12 protein-coding genes are annotated in these 14,391 nt (G+C 70.0%); all 12 read left to right on the top strand.

The window, feature by feature from the left end; genetic code table 11:
* Nucleotides 1-9 precede the first annotated feature (9 nt).
* Nucleotides 10-1,617, top strand: coding sequence for a carboxyl transferase domain-containing protein (locus OG972_RS26285; protein ID WP_266985404.1), 1,608 nt, complete (start codon nt 10-12; stop codon nt 1,615-1,617).
* Between the two features lie 13 nt (nt 1,618-1,630).
* Nucleotides 1,631-3,709 (top strand): acetyl/propionyl/methylcrotonyl-CoA carboxylase subunit alpha, encoded by a 2,079-nt coding sequence (locus tag OG972_RS26280; protein WP_266985402.1) that lies wholly within the window; start codon nt 1,631-1,633, stop codon nt 3,707-3,709.
* Nucleotides 3,706-4,644 (top strand): hydroxymethylglutaryl-CoA lyase, encoded by a 939-nt coding sequence (locus tag OG972_RS26275; protein ID WP_266985400.1) that lies wholly within the window; start codon nt 3,706-3,708, stop codon nt 4,642-4,644. The genes OG972_RS26280 and OG972_RS26275 overlap by 4 nt, the downstream gene beginning before the upstream one ends.
* Before the next feature lie 29 nt (nt 4,645-4,673).
* Complete coding sequence (locus OG972_RS26270) at nt 4,674-5,834, top strand: acyl-CoA dehydrogenase family protein (protein WP_266985398.1); 1,161 nt, start codon at nt 4,674-4,676, stop codon at nt 5,832-5,834.
* A 160-nt stretch (nt 5,835-5,994) separates the two neighbouring features.
* Nucleotides 5,995-6,636 carry a GNAT family N-acetyltransferase gene (locus OG972_RS26265; RefSeq protein ID WP_266985396.1) on the top strand — a complete coding sequence of 214 codons (642 nt, stop codon included), beginning with the start codon at nt 5,995-5,997 and terminating at the stop codon, nt 6,634-6,636.
* Complete coding sequence (locus OG972_RS26260; RefSeq protein WP_266985394.1) at nt 6,633-6,992, top strand: hypothetical protein; 360 nt, start codon at nt 6,633-6,635, stop codon at nt 6,990-6,992. Before OG972_RS26265 ends, OG972_RS26260 begins: the two co-directional genes overlap by 4 nt.
* 108 nt (nt 6,993-7,100) lie before the next feature.
* Entirely contained in the window at nt 7,101-8,135 is a 1,035-nt protein-coding gene (locus OG972_RS26255) for an ABC transporter substrate-binding protein (RefSeq protein ID WP_266985392.1), read from the top strand.
* Between the two features lie 100 nt (nt 8,136-8,235).
* A complete protein-coding gene (locus tag OG972_RS26250) occupies nt 8,236-9,087 on the top strand; it encodes a siderophore-interacting protein (protein WP_266985390.1) in 852 nt (283 codons plus the stop codon).
* A gap of 153 nt (nt 9,088-9,240) precedes the next feature.
* A complete protein-coding gene (locus OG972_RS26245; protein WP_266985388.1) occupies nt 9,241-10,689 on the top strand; it encodes an aspartate aminotransferase family protein in 1,449 nt (482 codons plus the stop codon).
* On the top strand, nt 10,673-11,950 hold the full coding sequence (locus tag OG972_RS26240) for a lysine N(6)-hydroxylase/L-ornithine N(5)-oxygenase family protein (protein ID WP_266985386.1): 1,278 nt from the start codon (nt 10,673-10,675) through the stop codon (nt 11,948-11,950). The genes OG972_RS26245 and OG972_RS26240 overlap by 17 nt, the downstream gene beginning before the upstream one ends.
* Entirely contained in the window at nt 11,947-12,534 is a 588-nt protein-coding gene (locus tag OG972_RS26235) for a GNAT family N-acetyltransferase (protein ID WP_266985384.1), read from the top strand. Before OG972_RS26240 ends, OG972_RS26235 begins: the two co-directional genes overlap by 4 nt.
* Nucleotides 12,531-14,303, top strand: a complete 1,773-nt coding sequence (locus OG972_RS26230; RefSeq protein WP_266985382.1) for an IucA/IucC family siderophore biosynthesis protein — start codon at nt 12,531-12,533, stop codon at nt 14,301-14,303. The genes OG972_RS26235 and OG972_RS26230 overlap by 4 nt, the downstream gene beginning before the upstream one ends.
* Nucleotides 14,304-14,391 lie beyond the last annotated feature (88 nt).

Here is a 14,391-nt window from a genome sequence, read left to right as displayed (position 1 = left end):
GCTCGACGGATGCAGCAGGCACCGGTGCTGGCGAGTGCGGCGGATCCCGCGTCTCAGGGCTGGCTGGCCAACGAGGAGGCGCACCGCGCGCTCGGCGACGAGCTGCGGGCGCGCCTGGCCGCGGCCAGGCTGGGCGGGGGTGAGAAGGCCCGCGCCCGGCATGTGGCGCGCGGCAAGCTGCTGCCCCGGGAGCGGGTGGACACCCTGCTGGACCCGGGGTCGCCCTTCCTGGAGCTGGCACCGCTCGCGGCCGAGGGGCTGTACGGGGGTGCCGCACCGGCGGCCGGGGTGATCGCCGGGATCGGGCGGGTCAGCGGCCGGGAGTGCGTGATCGTCGCCAACGACGCCACGGTCAAGGGCGGCACGTATTACCCCATGACGGTGAAGAAGCACCTGCGGGCCCAGGAGGTGGCGCTGGAGAACCGGCTGCCGTGTCTGTACCTCGTGGACTCCGGTGGCGCGTTCCTGCCGATGCAGGACGAGGTGTTTCCCGACCGGGAGCACTTCGGGCGGATCTTCTACAACCAGGCGCGGATGTCGGGGGCCGGGATTCCGCAGGTCGCGGCCGTGCTGGGGTCCTGTACGGCCGGTGGGGCGTACGTCCCCGCGATGAGCGACGAGGCCGTGATCGTGCGGAACCAGGGGACGATCTTCCTCGGGGGTCCGCCGCTGGTGAAGGCCGCGACCGGTGAGGTCGTCACGGCGGAGGAGCTGGGTGGCGGCGAGGTCCACTCCCGTACGTCGGGCGTCACCGACCACCTCGCGGAGGACGACGCGCACGCCCTGCGGATCGTCCGGAACATCGTGGCCACGCTGCCCGCGCGCGGGGCCCTGCCCTGGTCCGTGGAGGCCGTGGAGGAGCCGAAGGCCGATCCTGCGGGGCTGTACGGGGCCGTGCCGGTCGATTCGCGGACACCGTACGACGTACGGGAGGTCATCGCGCGGGTCGTCGACGGGTCGCGGTTCGCCGAGTTCAAGGCGGAGTACGGGACGACGCTGGTCACCGGCTTCGCCCGGATCCATGGGCATCCGGTCGGCATCGTCGCCAACAACGGCATCCTGTTCTCCGAGTCGGCCCAGAAGGGTGCGCACTTCATCGAGCTCTGCGACCAGCGCGGCATCCCGCTGGTCTTCCTGCAGAACATCTCCGGGTTCATGGTCGGGCGCGACTACGAGGCCGGCGGCATCGCCAAGCACGGCGCCAAGATGGTCACGGCCGTCGCCTGCACCCGGGTCCCGAAGCTGACCGTCGTGGTCGGCGGGTCGTACGGAGCGGGGAACTACTCCATGTGCGGGCGGGCCTACTCGCCGCGCTTCCTGTGGATGTGGCCCAACGCCAAGATCTCCGTCATGGGCGGCGAGCAGGCCGCGTCCGTCCTCGCGACGGTCAAGCGCGACCAGCTGGGCGACGACTGGAGCGCGGAGGACGAGGAAACCTTCAAGGCGCCGATCCGCGAACAGTACGAGACGCAGGGCAACGCGTACTACGCCACCGCCCGGCTCTGGGACGACGGGGTGATCGACCCGCTGGAGACCCGGCAGGTGCTGGGGCTCGCTCTGACCGCGTGTGCCAACGCCCCGCTGGGTGAGCCCGGCTTCGGCGTCTTCCGGATGTGAGGAACAGATGACGATGTTCGACACCGTTCTGGTCGCCAACCGCGGCGAGATCGCGGTCCGGGTGATCCGGACCCTGCGCGAACTGGGTGTGCGGTCCGTCGCCGTCTTCAGCGACGCGGACGCCGACGCCCGGCATGTACGGGAGGCCGATACGGCGGTGCGGATCGGACCCGCACCCGCTGCCGAGAGCTATCTCAGCGTGCCCGCGCTGATGGAGGCCGCCCGCCGCACCGGCGCGCAGGCCGTGCACCCGGGGTACGGATTCCTCGCCGAGAACGCGGGGTTCGCGCACGCGTGCGCGGACGCGGGGCTCGTCTTCATCGGGCCGCCCGCCTCCGCGATCTCACTGATGGGCGACAAGATCCGGGCCAAGGAGACCGTCGCGGCGGCCGGAGTTCCGGTCGTGCCGGGGTCCTCCGGCAGCGGGCTCAGCGACACACAGCTCGCCGAGGCGGCGCGCACGATCGGAATGCCGGTGCTGCTGAAGCCCTCGGCGGGCGGCGGCGGCAAGGGCATGCGGCTGGTACGCGACGAGGCGCTGCTCGCCGACGAGATCGCCGCCGCCCGGCGCGAGGCGCGTGGCTCGTTCGGGGACGACACCCTGCTCGTGGAGCGGTGGATCGACCGGCCGCGCCACATCGAGATCCAGGTCCTGGCCGACGGTCACGGGAACGTGGTGCATCTCGGCGAGCGCGAGTGCTCGCTCCAGCGCCGCCACCAGAAGATCATCGAGGAGGCGCCGTCCGTCCTGCTCGACGAGAAGACCCGGGCGGCGATGGGCGAGGCGGCAGTCCAGGCGGCCCGCTCCTGCGGGTATGTCGGCGCGGGCACGGTGGAGTTCATCGTCCCGGGCAACGACCCCGCCTCGTACTACTTCATGGAGATGAACACCCGCCTCCAGGTCGAGCACCCGGTCACCGAACTGATCACCGGCCTGGACCTGGTCGAGTGGCAGCTGCGGGTCGCCTCCGGCGAACAACTCCCGTACAAGCAGGCGGACATCACGCTCACCGGGCATGCGATCGAGGCCCGGATCTGCGCCGAGGACCCGGCCCGCGGTTTTCTGCCGTCCGGCGGTACGGTGCTCTCCCTCGGCGAGCCGAACGGCCAGGGTGTACGGACCGACTCGGGTCTCAGTGAGGGGGTCGAGGTCGGCAGCCTGTACGACCCGATGCTCTCGAAGGTCATCGTCCACGGACCCGACCGGGCCACGGCGCTGCGGCGGCTGCGCACCGCCCTGTCGGAGCTGGTGATCCTGGGCGTGCCGACCAATGCCGGGTTCCTTCGCCGGCTGCTCGCCCACCCGGCGGTGGTGGCGGGCGATCTCGACACCGGGCTGGTGGAGCGCGCGGTGGACGGGCTGGTGCCGGACGGGGTGCCGGAGGAGGTGTACGCGGCGGCGGCGCTGCTGCGGCAGCCGGCCGCCGGGGGCGCCTCGCCCGGGGGCAGCTCCGGTTGGGTCGACCCGTTCTCGGTGGCCGACGGCTGGCGGCTGGGCGGCGCCCCCGCCCGCACGGTCCGCCACTTCCGGCTGCCGGGCCACGACCCGGTGCAGGTCGCCGTGCGCTCCTGTCCGACGGGCACCGAGCTGACGTTCGGTCATGTCGGGGAGGGCACACTGCCGCCGGCGCCCGCGACGGGCACCTGCGGCCCGCTGGCCCCACTGCCCGGCGGCATGGAGACAGCCAGGGTCATCGACGTCTCCGCACGCCGGCTCACCTTCGAACTCGCCGGTGTCACCCATACGTTCACCCACGCCACCTCCCCGGAGGGGACCTGGCTGGGCCGCGACGGCGACACCTGGCACGTACAGAACCACGACCCCGTGGAGGCGTCCCTCAGCGGCGCCGCACACGGCGGCGCGGACACGCTCGCCGCGCCCATGCCGGGGACGGTCACCGTGGTGAAGGTGGCCGTCGGGGACGAGGTCGTCGCCGGGCAGAGCCTGCTCGTCGTGGAGGCGATGAAGATGGAGCACGTCATCTCCGCCCCGCACGCCGGGACCGTCACCGAGCTCGATGTGACGGCCGGTACCACCGTCGCCATGGACCAGGTGCTGGCCGTGGTGGTTCCGAGCGAGGAGGAAGCATGACCGCCGGGAACCTGCCCATGACCGTGCCCGCACCGGATCTGCCCGCCCGGGTACGCATCCACGAGGTCGGCGCCCGCGACGGGCTGCAGAACGAGAAGGCGGTCGTCCCGACCGAGGTGAAGGCGGAGTTCATCCACCGCCTCGCCGCGGCCGGCCTGACCACCATCGAGGCAACCAGCTTCGTCCACCCGAAGTGGGTGCCTCAACTCGCCGACGCGGAGGACCTGTTCCCCCGCCTCGGGGACATCGAGGGGGTCGCGCTCCCCGTGCTCGTACCGAACGAACGCGGGCTGGACCGCGCCCTCGCTCTCGGTGCGCGCCGGATCGCCGTGTTCGGGTCGGCGACCGAGACGTTCGCCGCCCGCAATCTCAACCGCACGGTCGCCGAGTCGCTCGCCATGTTCGAGCCCGTCGTCGCCCGCGCCAAGGCGGACAAGGTGCACGTCCGCGGCTATCTGTCGATGTGCTTCGGCGACCCGTGGGAGGGACCGGTCCCCGTCCACCAGGTCGTGCGCGTCGCCAAGGCGCTGATGGACCTCGGCTGCGACGAACTCTCCCTGGGCGACACCATCGGCGTCGCCACCCCCGGCCATGTGCAGGACCTGCTCTCCGAGCTGAACGAGGAGGGCGTGCACACCAACACCATCGGGGTGCACTTCCACGACACGTACGGCCAGGCGCTCTCCAACACCCTCGCCGCGCTCCAGCACGGTGTCGCCACCGTGGACGCCTCCGCGGGCGGCCTCGGCGGCTGCCCGTACGCGAAGAGCGCCACCGGAAATCTCGCCACCGAAGACCTCGTGTGGATGCTCCACGGCCTCGGCATCGAAACCGGGGTCGACCTCGACGCGCTCACCGCCACCAGCGTGTGGCTCGCCGAACAACTGGGCCGCCCGAGCCCGTCCCGTACCGTCCGCGCGCTCTCGGTTCAATAAACACAGTCCCACAAGGAGTGACCCCCGCCATGTCCCTGGACCACCGGCTGACCGCCGAACACGAGGAACTGCGTCGCACCGTCGAGGAGTTCGCGCACGACGTGGTCGCCCCGAAGATCGGCGACTTCTACGAGCGCCACGAGTTCCCGTACGAGATCGTGCGCGAGATGGGACGGATGGGCCTGTTCGGGCTGCCGTTCCCGGAGGAGTACGGCGGCATGGGCGGCGACTATCTCGCCCTTGGGATCGCCCTGGAGGAGCTGGCCCGCGTCGACTCGTCCGTGGCGATCACCCTGGAGGCCGGGGTCTCACTCGGCGCCATGCCGGTCTACCGGTTCGGTACGGAGGAGCAGAAGCAGCAGTGGCTGCCGAAGCTCTGCTCGGGCGAGGCACTGGGTGCCTTCGGGCTGACCGAGCCGGACGGCGGGTCGGACGCGGGCGCCACCCGCACGACGGCCGTGCGCGACGGGGACGAGTGGGTGATCAACGGCTCCAAGTGCTTCATCACCAACTCCGGTACGGACATCACCGCGCTGGTCACGGTCACGGCGGTGACCGGGCGCAAGGAGAACGGCGCCCCGCTCATCTCGTCGATCATCGTGCCGTCCGGCACCCCCGGCTTCACGGTCGCCGCTCCGTACTCCAAAGTCGGCTGGAACGCGTCGGACACCCGTGAGCTGTCCTTCTCGGACGTGCGGGTCCCGGCGGCGAACCTGCTGGGCGAGGAGGGCCGCGGGTACGCGCAGTTCCTGCGGATCCTCGACGAGGGACGGATCGCGATCTCGGCGCTGTCCACGGGTCTGGCGCAGGGCTGTGTGGACGAGTCGGTGAAGTACGCCACGGAGCGGCACGCCTTCGGCCGGCCGATCGGCGCCAACCAGGCCATCCAGTTCAAGATCGCGGACATGGAGATGCGGGCGCACATGGCCCGGATCGGCTGGCGGGACGCAGCGTCGAGGCTCGTGCACGGCGAACCGTTCAAGAAGGAGGCGGCGCTCGCCAAGCTGTACTCGTCGACGGTGGCGGTGGACAACGCGCGTGAGGCGACGCAGATCCACGGCGGCTACGGCTTCATGAACGAGTACCCGGTGGCGCGGATGTGGCGCGACTCCAAGATCCTGGAGATCGGCGAGGGTACGAGCGAGGTGCAGCGGATGCTGATCGCGCGGGAGCTGGGGCTGCCGGCCTGAGGGATGTGCGGCAGGACTCCGCGGCCGCCGTGCGTCGAGCACCCGACGCACGGCGGAACCTCTCTCCGGTGGCCTGGTGTTCTTCGAGCGCGATGATCTCGACGCCACACCACGGGCAATTCGTTCGACAGGTCCGGGACCGCCCCGGCAGAGTCTGTTCATGGACCCCCAGCACTGGCCCCTGTACGGGCTCCGCATCCGCACACCCCGCCTGGAACTCCGCCTGCCGGACCTGGAGTTGCTCGACGACCTGGCAGCTGTCGCCGCCGACGGGGTGCATGCGCCGGACAGCATGCCGTTCACCGTGCCCTGGACCGACGGCCCGCCCGCCGAACGCGGCCGGGCCGTGTACCAGCATGTGCTGTCCACCGTCGCCAACTGGTCCGTACGGGACTGGGCCCTGAGCCTCGTCGTGCTGCACGAGGGCACGGTCGTCGGGCGGCAGGACCTCGGGGCACGCGACTTCACGGTGACCGGTGAGGTGCACACCGGGTCGTGGCTGGGGCTGGCGCACCAGGGCCGGGGCATCGGCACCGAGATGCGGGCCGCCGTGCTGCATCTGGCGTTCGCCGGGCTCGGCGCCCGGAGCGCGATCTCGTCCGCGATGACGGACAATCCCCGTTCGCTGGGCGTCTCGCGCCGGCTCGGCTATCTGCCGGACGGGCTGGAGGTGGCCGCGCTGCGGGGCGCTCCCGTCACCCTGCAGCGGCTGCGGATCGAGCGCGACCGCTGGGAGGAGCACCGCACCGTCGGTGTGCGGATCACCGGACTCGACGCGTGCCGGAAGGACTTCGGCGGATGACGCTCCTGGTGCACACCTTCGTACGGGGGAAGAGCGGCAAGCCGCACCTCCTCGACGACCCCCCGGACGGCAGCGACATGGCGGGGTTCGAGAGCTGCCGGACCGACCTGTGGGGGTCGGAGCGGGTCCGGGCGCTCGGGGCGCGGTTCCTGCCGGAGCTCGCGTCCTACGACCTGTACGTCGAACCGGAGGACATCGAGGACTTCCTCGCCGAGTGCGAACTGCTGCGCCCGCACGCGGCGGAGCTCGACGCGCACTGCGGCTACCGCGAGGGCTACGTGGCCGAGCGGTTGGCCAACATCAGCGCTGCGGCCCGGCGGGCCCAGGACGTCGGCGGCGGGGTGCTCGTCTGGTAGCCGGGCCGGTCGGGCAGGCCACCCCCTGGACAGTTGGTGAGGTTAGGCTAACCTACCTTTGAACTCGTCAGCGGGCGCCCACCGGCGCGTACGAAAGCAGACACACCCATGCCCAAGGTCCGGACCACCCCCCTCTCCCGTCGCGGCCTGCTTGCCGCCGGCGGCGCCGTCGGTCTCGGCGCCGTACTCGCAGCGTGCGGCGACAGCGACTCGAAGGACTCCGGCTCCGGCTCGGGTTCGAGTGCCGAGAAGTCCGGGCCGTGGACGTTCAAGGACGACCGCGGCCAGACCGCGAAGGCCGCAAAGGTCCCGAAGAACATCGTCGCCTTCACCGGTGTCGCCGCCGCCCTCCACGACTACGGCATCGAGGTCAAGGGCGTCTTCGGCCCGACGAAGACCAAGGACGGCAAGGCCGATGTGCAGGCCGGCGACCTCGACGTCAGCAAGGTCGAGATCCTCGGCAACGTCTGGGGCGAGTTCAACGTCGAGAAGTACGCGGCGCTCGGCCCGGAGCTGCTCGTGACCGCCATGTGGGAGAAGGACGCCCTCTGGTACGTGCCGGACGAGTCCAAGGACAAGATCCTGAAGCTGGCCCCGAGTGTCGCCCTGTGGGCCGCCCGGACCACCATCCCCAAGGCCATCCAGCGCCACGAGGATCTCGCCGCCTCCCTCGGCGCCGACGTCAAGGCCGCCGCGGTGACCGACGCCAAGGCCCGCTTCGAGAAGGCCGCGGCCCGGCTGCGCGCCGCCGCCAAGTCCAAGCCGAACATCAAGGTCATGATCGGCTCGGCCAGCCAGGACCTCTTCTACGTCTCGCTCGCCAAGATGTCCGCCGACACCCTGTACTTCCAGGAGCTGGGTGTGAAGTTCGTCGAGCCGAAGGTCAACGCCGCGGGCTTCTTCGAGGAGCTGAGCTGGGAGAACGTCGACAAGTACGACGCCGACATCATCATGATGGACAACCGCTCCTCGGCCCTGCAGCCCGACGCCCTGACGTCCAAGCCGACCTGGGCGCAGCTGCCCGCCGTCAAGGCCGGTCAGGTCATCCCGCGCACCACCGAGCCGATCTACTCCTACGACAAGTGCGCGCCGATCCTCGAGGACCTCGCGAAGGCCATCGAGGACGCGAAGAAGGTCAGCTGACCGAGCGCCAGGCACCCTCCCCTCCGGCCCGGCCCGGGTTGTCCCCCGGCCGGGCCGGGCCGTTTTCCTTCGCTTCCCGGTTCCTGGAAGGAGCCCTCGCATGACGACCGCAGCCGCACCCCCCGTCGCCCCCTTCCGGTTCTTCGGCCTGACGGTCACCCGGACCAGGCGGCTGGGACCCTCCATGCTCCGGATCACCTTCGGCGGTCCGGGGCTCGACGGCTTCGCCGCCGGGGGCCGCGACCAGAGCCTGTCGTTGTTCCTGCCACACCCCGACCAGCCGGAACCAGTCGTTCCGGTCGACAAGGACGGCAACTGGTTCACCGCCTGGCGCGCCCTGCCCGAGGACATACGGGCCGTCATGCGCTCGTACACCGTCCGCGCGCAGCGCCGCGCCCCCGACGGATCGACCGAAATCGATATCGACTTCGCACTGCACGAGGACGGCGGACCCGCCTGCCGCTGGGCCGCCACCGCCGCCCCCGGCGATCTCCTCAAGGCGCTCGGCCCGGCCGTCGAGGACAACACGGCCGTCCGCTTCCGGCCCCCGGAGGACACCGACTGGGTGCTGATCTGGGCCGACGAGACGGCACTGCCCGCCGCGTCGGCGGCCCTGGAGTGGCTGCCCGCCGGCATGCAGGCCCGCGTCTGGCTCGAGGTCCAGCACACCGAGGACCGCCAGGCGCTCACCACCGCGGCCCGCGCCCGGATCAGCTGGCTCGTCCGGGGCGAGGGCGCACGGTCCGCCGTGGACGCCGTACGCGCCGCCGAGCTGCCCGAGGGGACCCCGTACGTCTGGATCGCGGGCGAGTCGTCGAATGTACGGGCGCTGCGCCGCCACCTGGTCCAGGAGCGCCGGTTCGACCGCAGGCGGGTGACGTTCGTCGGCTACTGGCGTCGCGGGATGAGTGAGGAGCAGCTGCGCGCAGAAGCGGCCACCGAGGACGCGTAATCAGGACAACTTCGGCGTCCCGTGGGGGGCGAGGGAACAAGTCAATGTCGAAGTCAGGTTAGGCTAACCTAACTTCGACATCGAGCCCTCGCCCCCCATTCCTCTGCCCTGAGGGCGCCGATGAAGTTTCCCCGCATCCGGGAGGACCCCTTCATGCGTTCGCACCTGCTCAATGATTCGACTGCGGAGCACTACCGTCGCTCCGTGACCGCAGGGATCGAACGGGTCGCAGCCAAACTCGCCGCCACCGACCGGCCGTTCACCGGGATCTCCGTCGACGAGCTCTCCCCGTTCGTCGACGCGATCGACCTGGACCGGCCGTTGGGCGATGCGTCCGCCGCCCTCGACGAGCTCGACCGCGTCTATCTCCGTGACGCCGTCTACTTCCACCACCCCCGCTACCTGGGTCACCTCAACTGCCCGGTGGTCATCCCCGCCGTCCTCGGTGAAGCCGTCCTCTCGGCCGTCAACTCCTCCCTGGACACCTGGGACCAGAGCGCGGGCGGCACCCTGATCGAGCGCCGGCTGATCGACTGGACCGCGGCCCGGATCGGCCTCGGCCCGGCCGCCGACGGCATCTTCACCAGCGGCGGCACGCAGTCCAACCTGCAGGCCCTGCTGCTCGCCCGCGAAGAGGCCAAGTCCCTCCCCGGGCAGTTCGACCGGCTGCGGATCCTCACCTCCGAGTGCAGCCACTTCAGCGTCCAGAAGTCGGCGAAACTCCTCGGTCTCGGACCGGACTCCGTCGTCTCCGTCCCCGTCGACCAGAACAAGCGCATGCAGACCGTGGCCCTCGCCCGCGCGCTTGAGCAGTGCGCCGCCGAGGGTGCCGTCCCGATGGCGGTCGTCGCCACCGCGGGCACCACGGACTTCGGCTCGATCGACCCGCTGCCCGAAATCGCCGCGCTCTGCCAGCAGTTCTCCACCTGGATGCATGTCGACGCCGCGTACGGCTGCGGACTGCTCGCCTCCGGCGAGCGCCGCCATCTCCTCGACGGCATCGAGCACGCCGACTCCGTGACCGTGGACTACCACAAGTCCTTCTTCCAGCCGGTGAGTTCCTCGGCCGTGCTGGTCCGCGACCGGGCCACCCTGCGCCACGCCACGTACCACGCGGAGTACCTCAACCCGCAGCGCATGGCCGCCGAGCGCATCCCCAACCAGGTCGACAAGTCCCTGCAGACCACGCGCAGATTCGACGCGCTCAAACTGTGGATGACCCTGCGCGTCATGGGCGCGGACGGCATCGGCGAGCTCTTCGACGAGGTCTGCGACCTGGCCGCCGAGGGCTGGCAGCTGCTCACCGCCGACCCGCGTTTCGACGTCGTCGTCGAGCCGCAGCTCTCCACGCTGGTGTTCCGCTGCGTCCCGGACGCCGTCACCTCACCCGCCGAGATCGACCGCGCCAACCTCTACGCCCGCAAGGCACTCTTCGCCTCCGGCGAGGCCGTCGTCGCCGGGACGAAGGTCGGCGGCCGCCAGTACCTGAAATTCACCCTGCTCAACCCCGAAACGACCGCACAGGACATCGCCGCGGTCCTCGACCTGATCGCCGGCCACGCCGAGCAGTACCTGGGAGACTCTCTTGACCGCGCTTCCTGACCCCCACGACTTCATCGGGATCGGCCTCGGCCCGTTCAATCTCGGCCTCGCCTGCCTGACCGAACCCATCGACGAACTCAGCGGTGTGTTCCTGGAGTCCAAGCCGGACTTCGAGTGGCACGCCGGGATGTTCCTCGAAGGCGCCCATCTCCAGACGCCGTTCATGTCGGACCTGGTGACGATGGCCGACCCCACCTCGCCGTACTCCTTCCTCAACTACCTGAAGGAACGCGGGCGGCTGTACTCCTTCTACATCCGGGAGAACTTCTACCCGCTGCGGACCGAGTACAACGACTACTGCCGGTGGGTCGCCGGCCGGCTGAGCAGCGTCCGCTTCAACGAGACCGTCGAGTCGGTCACTTACGACGAGAGCGCCGCTCTCTACACCGCCCGCACCCTTGCCGGAAGCGTCTTCCGTGCCCGGCACCTGGTACTGGGCACAGGAACTCCCCCGTACATCCCGGAGGCGTGCCGGGACCTGGGCGGCGATCTCCTGCACAACTCCCGCTACCTGGAGAGAAAGGCGGCCCTCCAGGCGAAGGAGTCCATCACTCTCGTCGGCAGCGGGCAGAGCGCGGCGGAGATCTACTACGACCTGCTCTCCGAGATCGATGTGCACGGCTACCGGCTGAACTGGGTGACGCGCTCACCGCGGTTCTTCCCGCTGGAGTACACCAAGCTGACGCTGGAGATGACCTCCCCGGAGTACGTCGACTACTTCCACACCCTGCCCGAACAGACCCGCTACCGGCTGGATTCCGGCCAGAAGGGGCTCTTCAAGGGCATCGACGGCGAGCTGATCGACGCGATCTTCGACCTGCTCTACCAGAAGAACCTGCCCGGACCGGTCCCCACCCGCCTCCTCACCAACTCCGCGCTGCGGAGTGCGCGGTACGAGGAGAGCAGCGGCACGTACACGCTCGACCTGCACCAGGAGGAGCAGGACAAGGAGTACAGCCTCACCACCGAGGGGCTGATCCTCGCCACCGGATACCGCTACACCCCGCCGGCCTTCCTGGAGCCGATCACCGGCCGGCTGCGCCACGACAGCCGCGGCCGCTTCGACGTGGCCCGCAACTACTCCATCGACACCACCGGGCGCGGCGTCTTCCTGCAGAACGCGGGCACGCACACCCACTCGATCACCTCGCCCGACCTGGGCATGGGTGCCTACCGCAACGCGTACATCATCGGCGAGTTGCTCGGCCGTGAGTACTACCCGGTCGAGAAGTCCATCGCCTTCCAGGAGTTCGCCGTATGAACACTGACCTCGGTACGTTCACCGTCCGCGCCCTCGACCCTTCCCCGAGTTCCCGGCCCGGTTCGAGCGGGTCAGGCTCCATGTCCGACGCCGAACTGGTGCACAGCTGGGTCACCCACCCCAAGGCGTCCTTCTGGCTGATGGGCGACGCCCGGCTGCAGGACGTCGAGCGGGAGTACATGGCGATCGCCGCCAGCCCGCACCACGACGCGTTCATAGGACTGCACAACGGCGAGCCCGCCTTCCTGATGGAGCGGTACGACCCCGCCGAGGTGGAGCTCAAGGGGCTGTACGAGGCCGAGCCAGGCGACATCGGGATGCACTTCCTCGTCGCCCCGACGGACACCCCGCTGCACGGCTTCACGCACGCCGTGATCACCACTGTGCTGGAGACGCTGTTCGCCGATCCGTCGGTACGCCGGATCGTCGTCGAACCGGACGTCCGCAACACGGCCGTGCACGCGCTCAACAAGGCCGTGGGCTTCGAGGTCCTCCGCGAGATCGCCAAGCCGGAGAAGACCGCCCTGCTCAGCGCCTGCACCCGGGAACAGTTCCAGGCCGCGTGCGAAGGAGAGGCCCGATGACCACCACCACCGCCGTCGCGCACCTCACCCCCGAGCGCTGGGCCACCGCCAACCGGCAGCTCGTCCGCAAAGCCCTCGCCGAGTTCACCCACGAGCGGCTGCTGACCCCCGAACCGCTCGGCACCGGCCTCTACGCCGTGCGCAGCGACGACACGGCGACCGAGTACCGCTTCGCCGCCCGGCACTTCGCGCTCGACCACTGGCAGGTCGACGCCGCCTCTGTCACCCGCCACCGGCACGGCACCGAACTGCCCCTGGATGCACTGGAATTCTTCGTCGAACTGCGCGAGACGCTGGAGCTTTCGGCGGAGATCCTGCCGGTCTACCTGGAGGAGATCTCTTCCACGCTGGCCGGAACCGCGTACAAACTCACCAAGGAACCGGTGACCTCCGCCGCGCTCGTCGCCGCCGGATTCCAGGCGATCGAAACGGGCATGACCGAGGGCCACCCCTGCTTCGTCGCCAACAACGGGCGACTCGGCTTCGGCATCGACGAGTACCGTGCGTACGCCCCCGAAGCGGCGAGCGCGATCCGGCTGGTCTGGCTCGCCGCCCGCCGCGACCGCGCCACGTTCACAGCGGGCGCCGGGCTCGACTACGAGACGCTGATCAGCGGCGAACTGAGCGGGGAGACCCGGCAGCGGTTCGCCGGCACGCTGACCGGCCTCGGGCTCGACCCCGACGACTACCTGCTCATCCCCGTCCACCCCTGGCAGTGGTGGAACAAACTGGCCGTCACCTTCGCCGGAGAACTCGCCCAGCACCGTCTGGTCTGCCTCGGCGAGAGCGACGACAGCTACCTCGCGCAGCAGTCCATCCGCACCTTCTTCAACACCGACAATCCGGAGAAGCACTACGTCAAGACGGCACTGTCCGTCCTGAACATGGGCTTCATGCGCGGGCTCTCCGCCGCGTACATGGAGGCGACGCCCGCGATCAACGACTGGCTGTCCGGGCTCATCGAGCGCGACGAGGTGCTGCGCGCGGCCCGGTTCTCGATCATCCGCGAGCGGGCGGCCATCGGCTACCACCACCGGACGTACGAGGCGGCCACCACCAAGGGCTCCCCGTACCTGAAAATGCTCGCCGCGCTCTGGCGGGAGAGTCCGGTGCCCGGACTGGCGCCGGGCGAACGGGTCGCGACCATGGCATCGCTCGTCCACACCGACCACGAGGGCAACTCCGTCGCGGGCACACTGATCGCCGAGTCGGGACTGGCCCCCGCCGACTGGCTGCGCCGCTACCTGGACGCCTACCTGGTGCCGGTGCTGCACAGCTTCTACGCGTACGACCTCGTGTACATGCCGCACGGCGAGAACGTCATCCTGGTCGTCGAGAACGGCGTCGTCACCCGCACGGTCTTCAAGGACATCGCCGAGGAGATCGCGGTCATGGCCCCGGACGCGGTCCTGCCGCCCCAGGTCGAGCGGATCCGCGCCGAGGTCCCGGACGACATGAAACTGCTGTCGGTCCTCACCGACGTCTTCGACTGTTTCCTCCGCTTCCTGGGCGCCGGACTCGCCACCGAGGGGATCCTCGACGAGGAGACGTTCTGGCGGACGGTCGCCGCCTGTGTGTCCGGCTACCAGGAGTCGGTGCCGCAGCTCGCGGACAAGTTCAAGCAGTACGACATGTTCACGGAGGAATTCGCACTGTCCTGCCTGAACCGGCTCCAGCTGCGCAACAACAAGCAGATGGTCGACCTGGCGGATCCGTCGGGTGCGCTGCAGCTCGTCGGCACACTCAGGAACCCGATCGCGGGATTTTAGTACCCCTCCCGGCAAGCTTTGCCCCGATCGCCGGGCGGGTCCGGAAGACCGAACCCGCCCGGCGATCGGGGACAGAGCGTCAGCAGGA

The organism is Streptomyces sp. NBC_01669, assembly GCF_026339735.1.
Taxonomy (GTDB): Bacteria; Actinomycetota; Actinomycetes; order Streptomycetales; family Streptomycetaceae; genus Streptomyces; species Streptomyces yanii.
The sequence above is the reverse complement of the archived record's forward strand: the minus strand, read 5'-3'. Positions and strand labels throughout refer to the sequence as shown.

Bases quoted from the DNA above. Each gene is read 5' to 3' on its own strand.
- OG972_RS26285 (WP_266985404.1), top strand. From the start codon at position 10: ATGCAGCAGGCACCGGTGCTGGCGAGTGCGGCGGATCCCGCGTCTCAG.
- OG972_RS26250 (WP_266985390.1), top strand. From the start codon at position 8,236: ATGACGACCGCAGCCGCACCCCCCGTCGCCCCCTTCCGGTTCTTCGGC.
- OG972_RS26275 (WP_266985400.1), top strand. From the start codon at position 3,706: ATGACCGCCGGGAACCTGCCCATGACCGTGCCCGCACCGGATCTGCCC.
- OG972_RS26230 (WP_266985382.1), top strand. From the start codon at position 12,531: ATGACCACCACCACCGCCGTCGCGCACCTCACCCCCGAGCGCTGGGCC.
- OG972_RS26270 (WP_266985398.1), top strand. From the start codon at position 4,674: ATGTCCCTGGACCACCGGCTGACCGCCGAACACGAGGAACTGCGTCGC.
- OG972_RS26235 (WP_266985384.1), top strand. From the start codon at position 11,947: ATGAACACTGACCTCGGTACGTTCACCGTCCGCGCCCTCGACCCTTCC.
- OG972_RS26245 (WP_266985388.1), top strand. From the start codon at position 9,241: ATGCGTTCGCACCTGCTCAATGATTCGACTGCGGAGCACTACCGTCGC.
- OG972_RS26260 (WP_266985394.1), top strand. From the start codon at position 6,633: ATGACGCTCCTGGTGCACACCTTCGTACGGGGGAAGAGCGGCAAGCCG.
- OG972_RS26280 (WP_266985402.1), top strand. From the start codon at position 1,631: ATGTTCGACACCGTTCTGGTCGCCAACCGCGGCGAGATCGCGGTCCGG.
- OG972_RS26265 (WP_266985396.1), top strand. From the start codon at position 5,995: ATGGACCCCCAGCACTGGCCCCTGTACGGGCTCCGCATCCGCACACCC.
- OG972_RS26255 (WP_266985392.1), top strand. From the start codon at position 7,101: ATGCCCAAGGTCCGGACCACCCCCCTCTCCCGTCGCGGCCTGCTTGCC.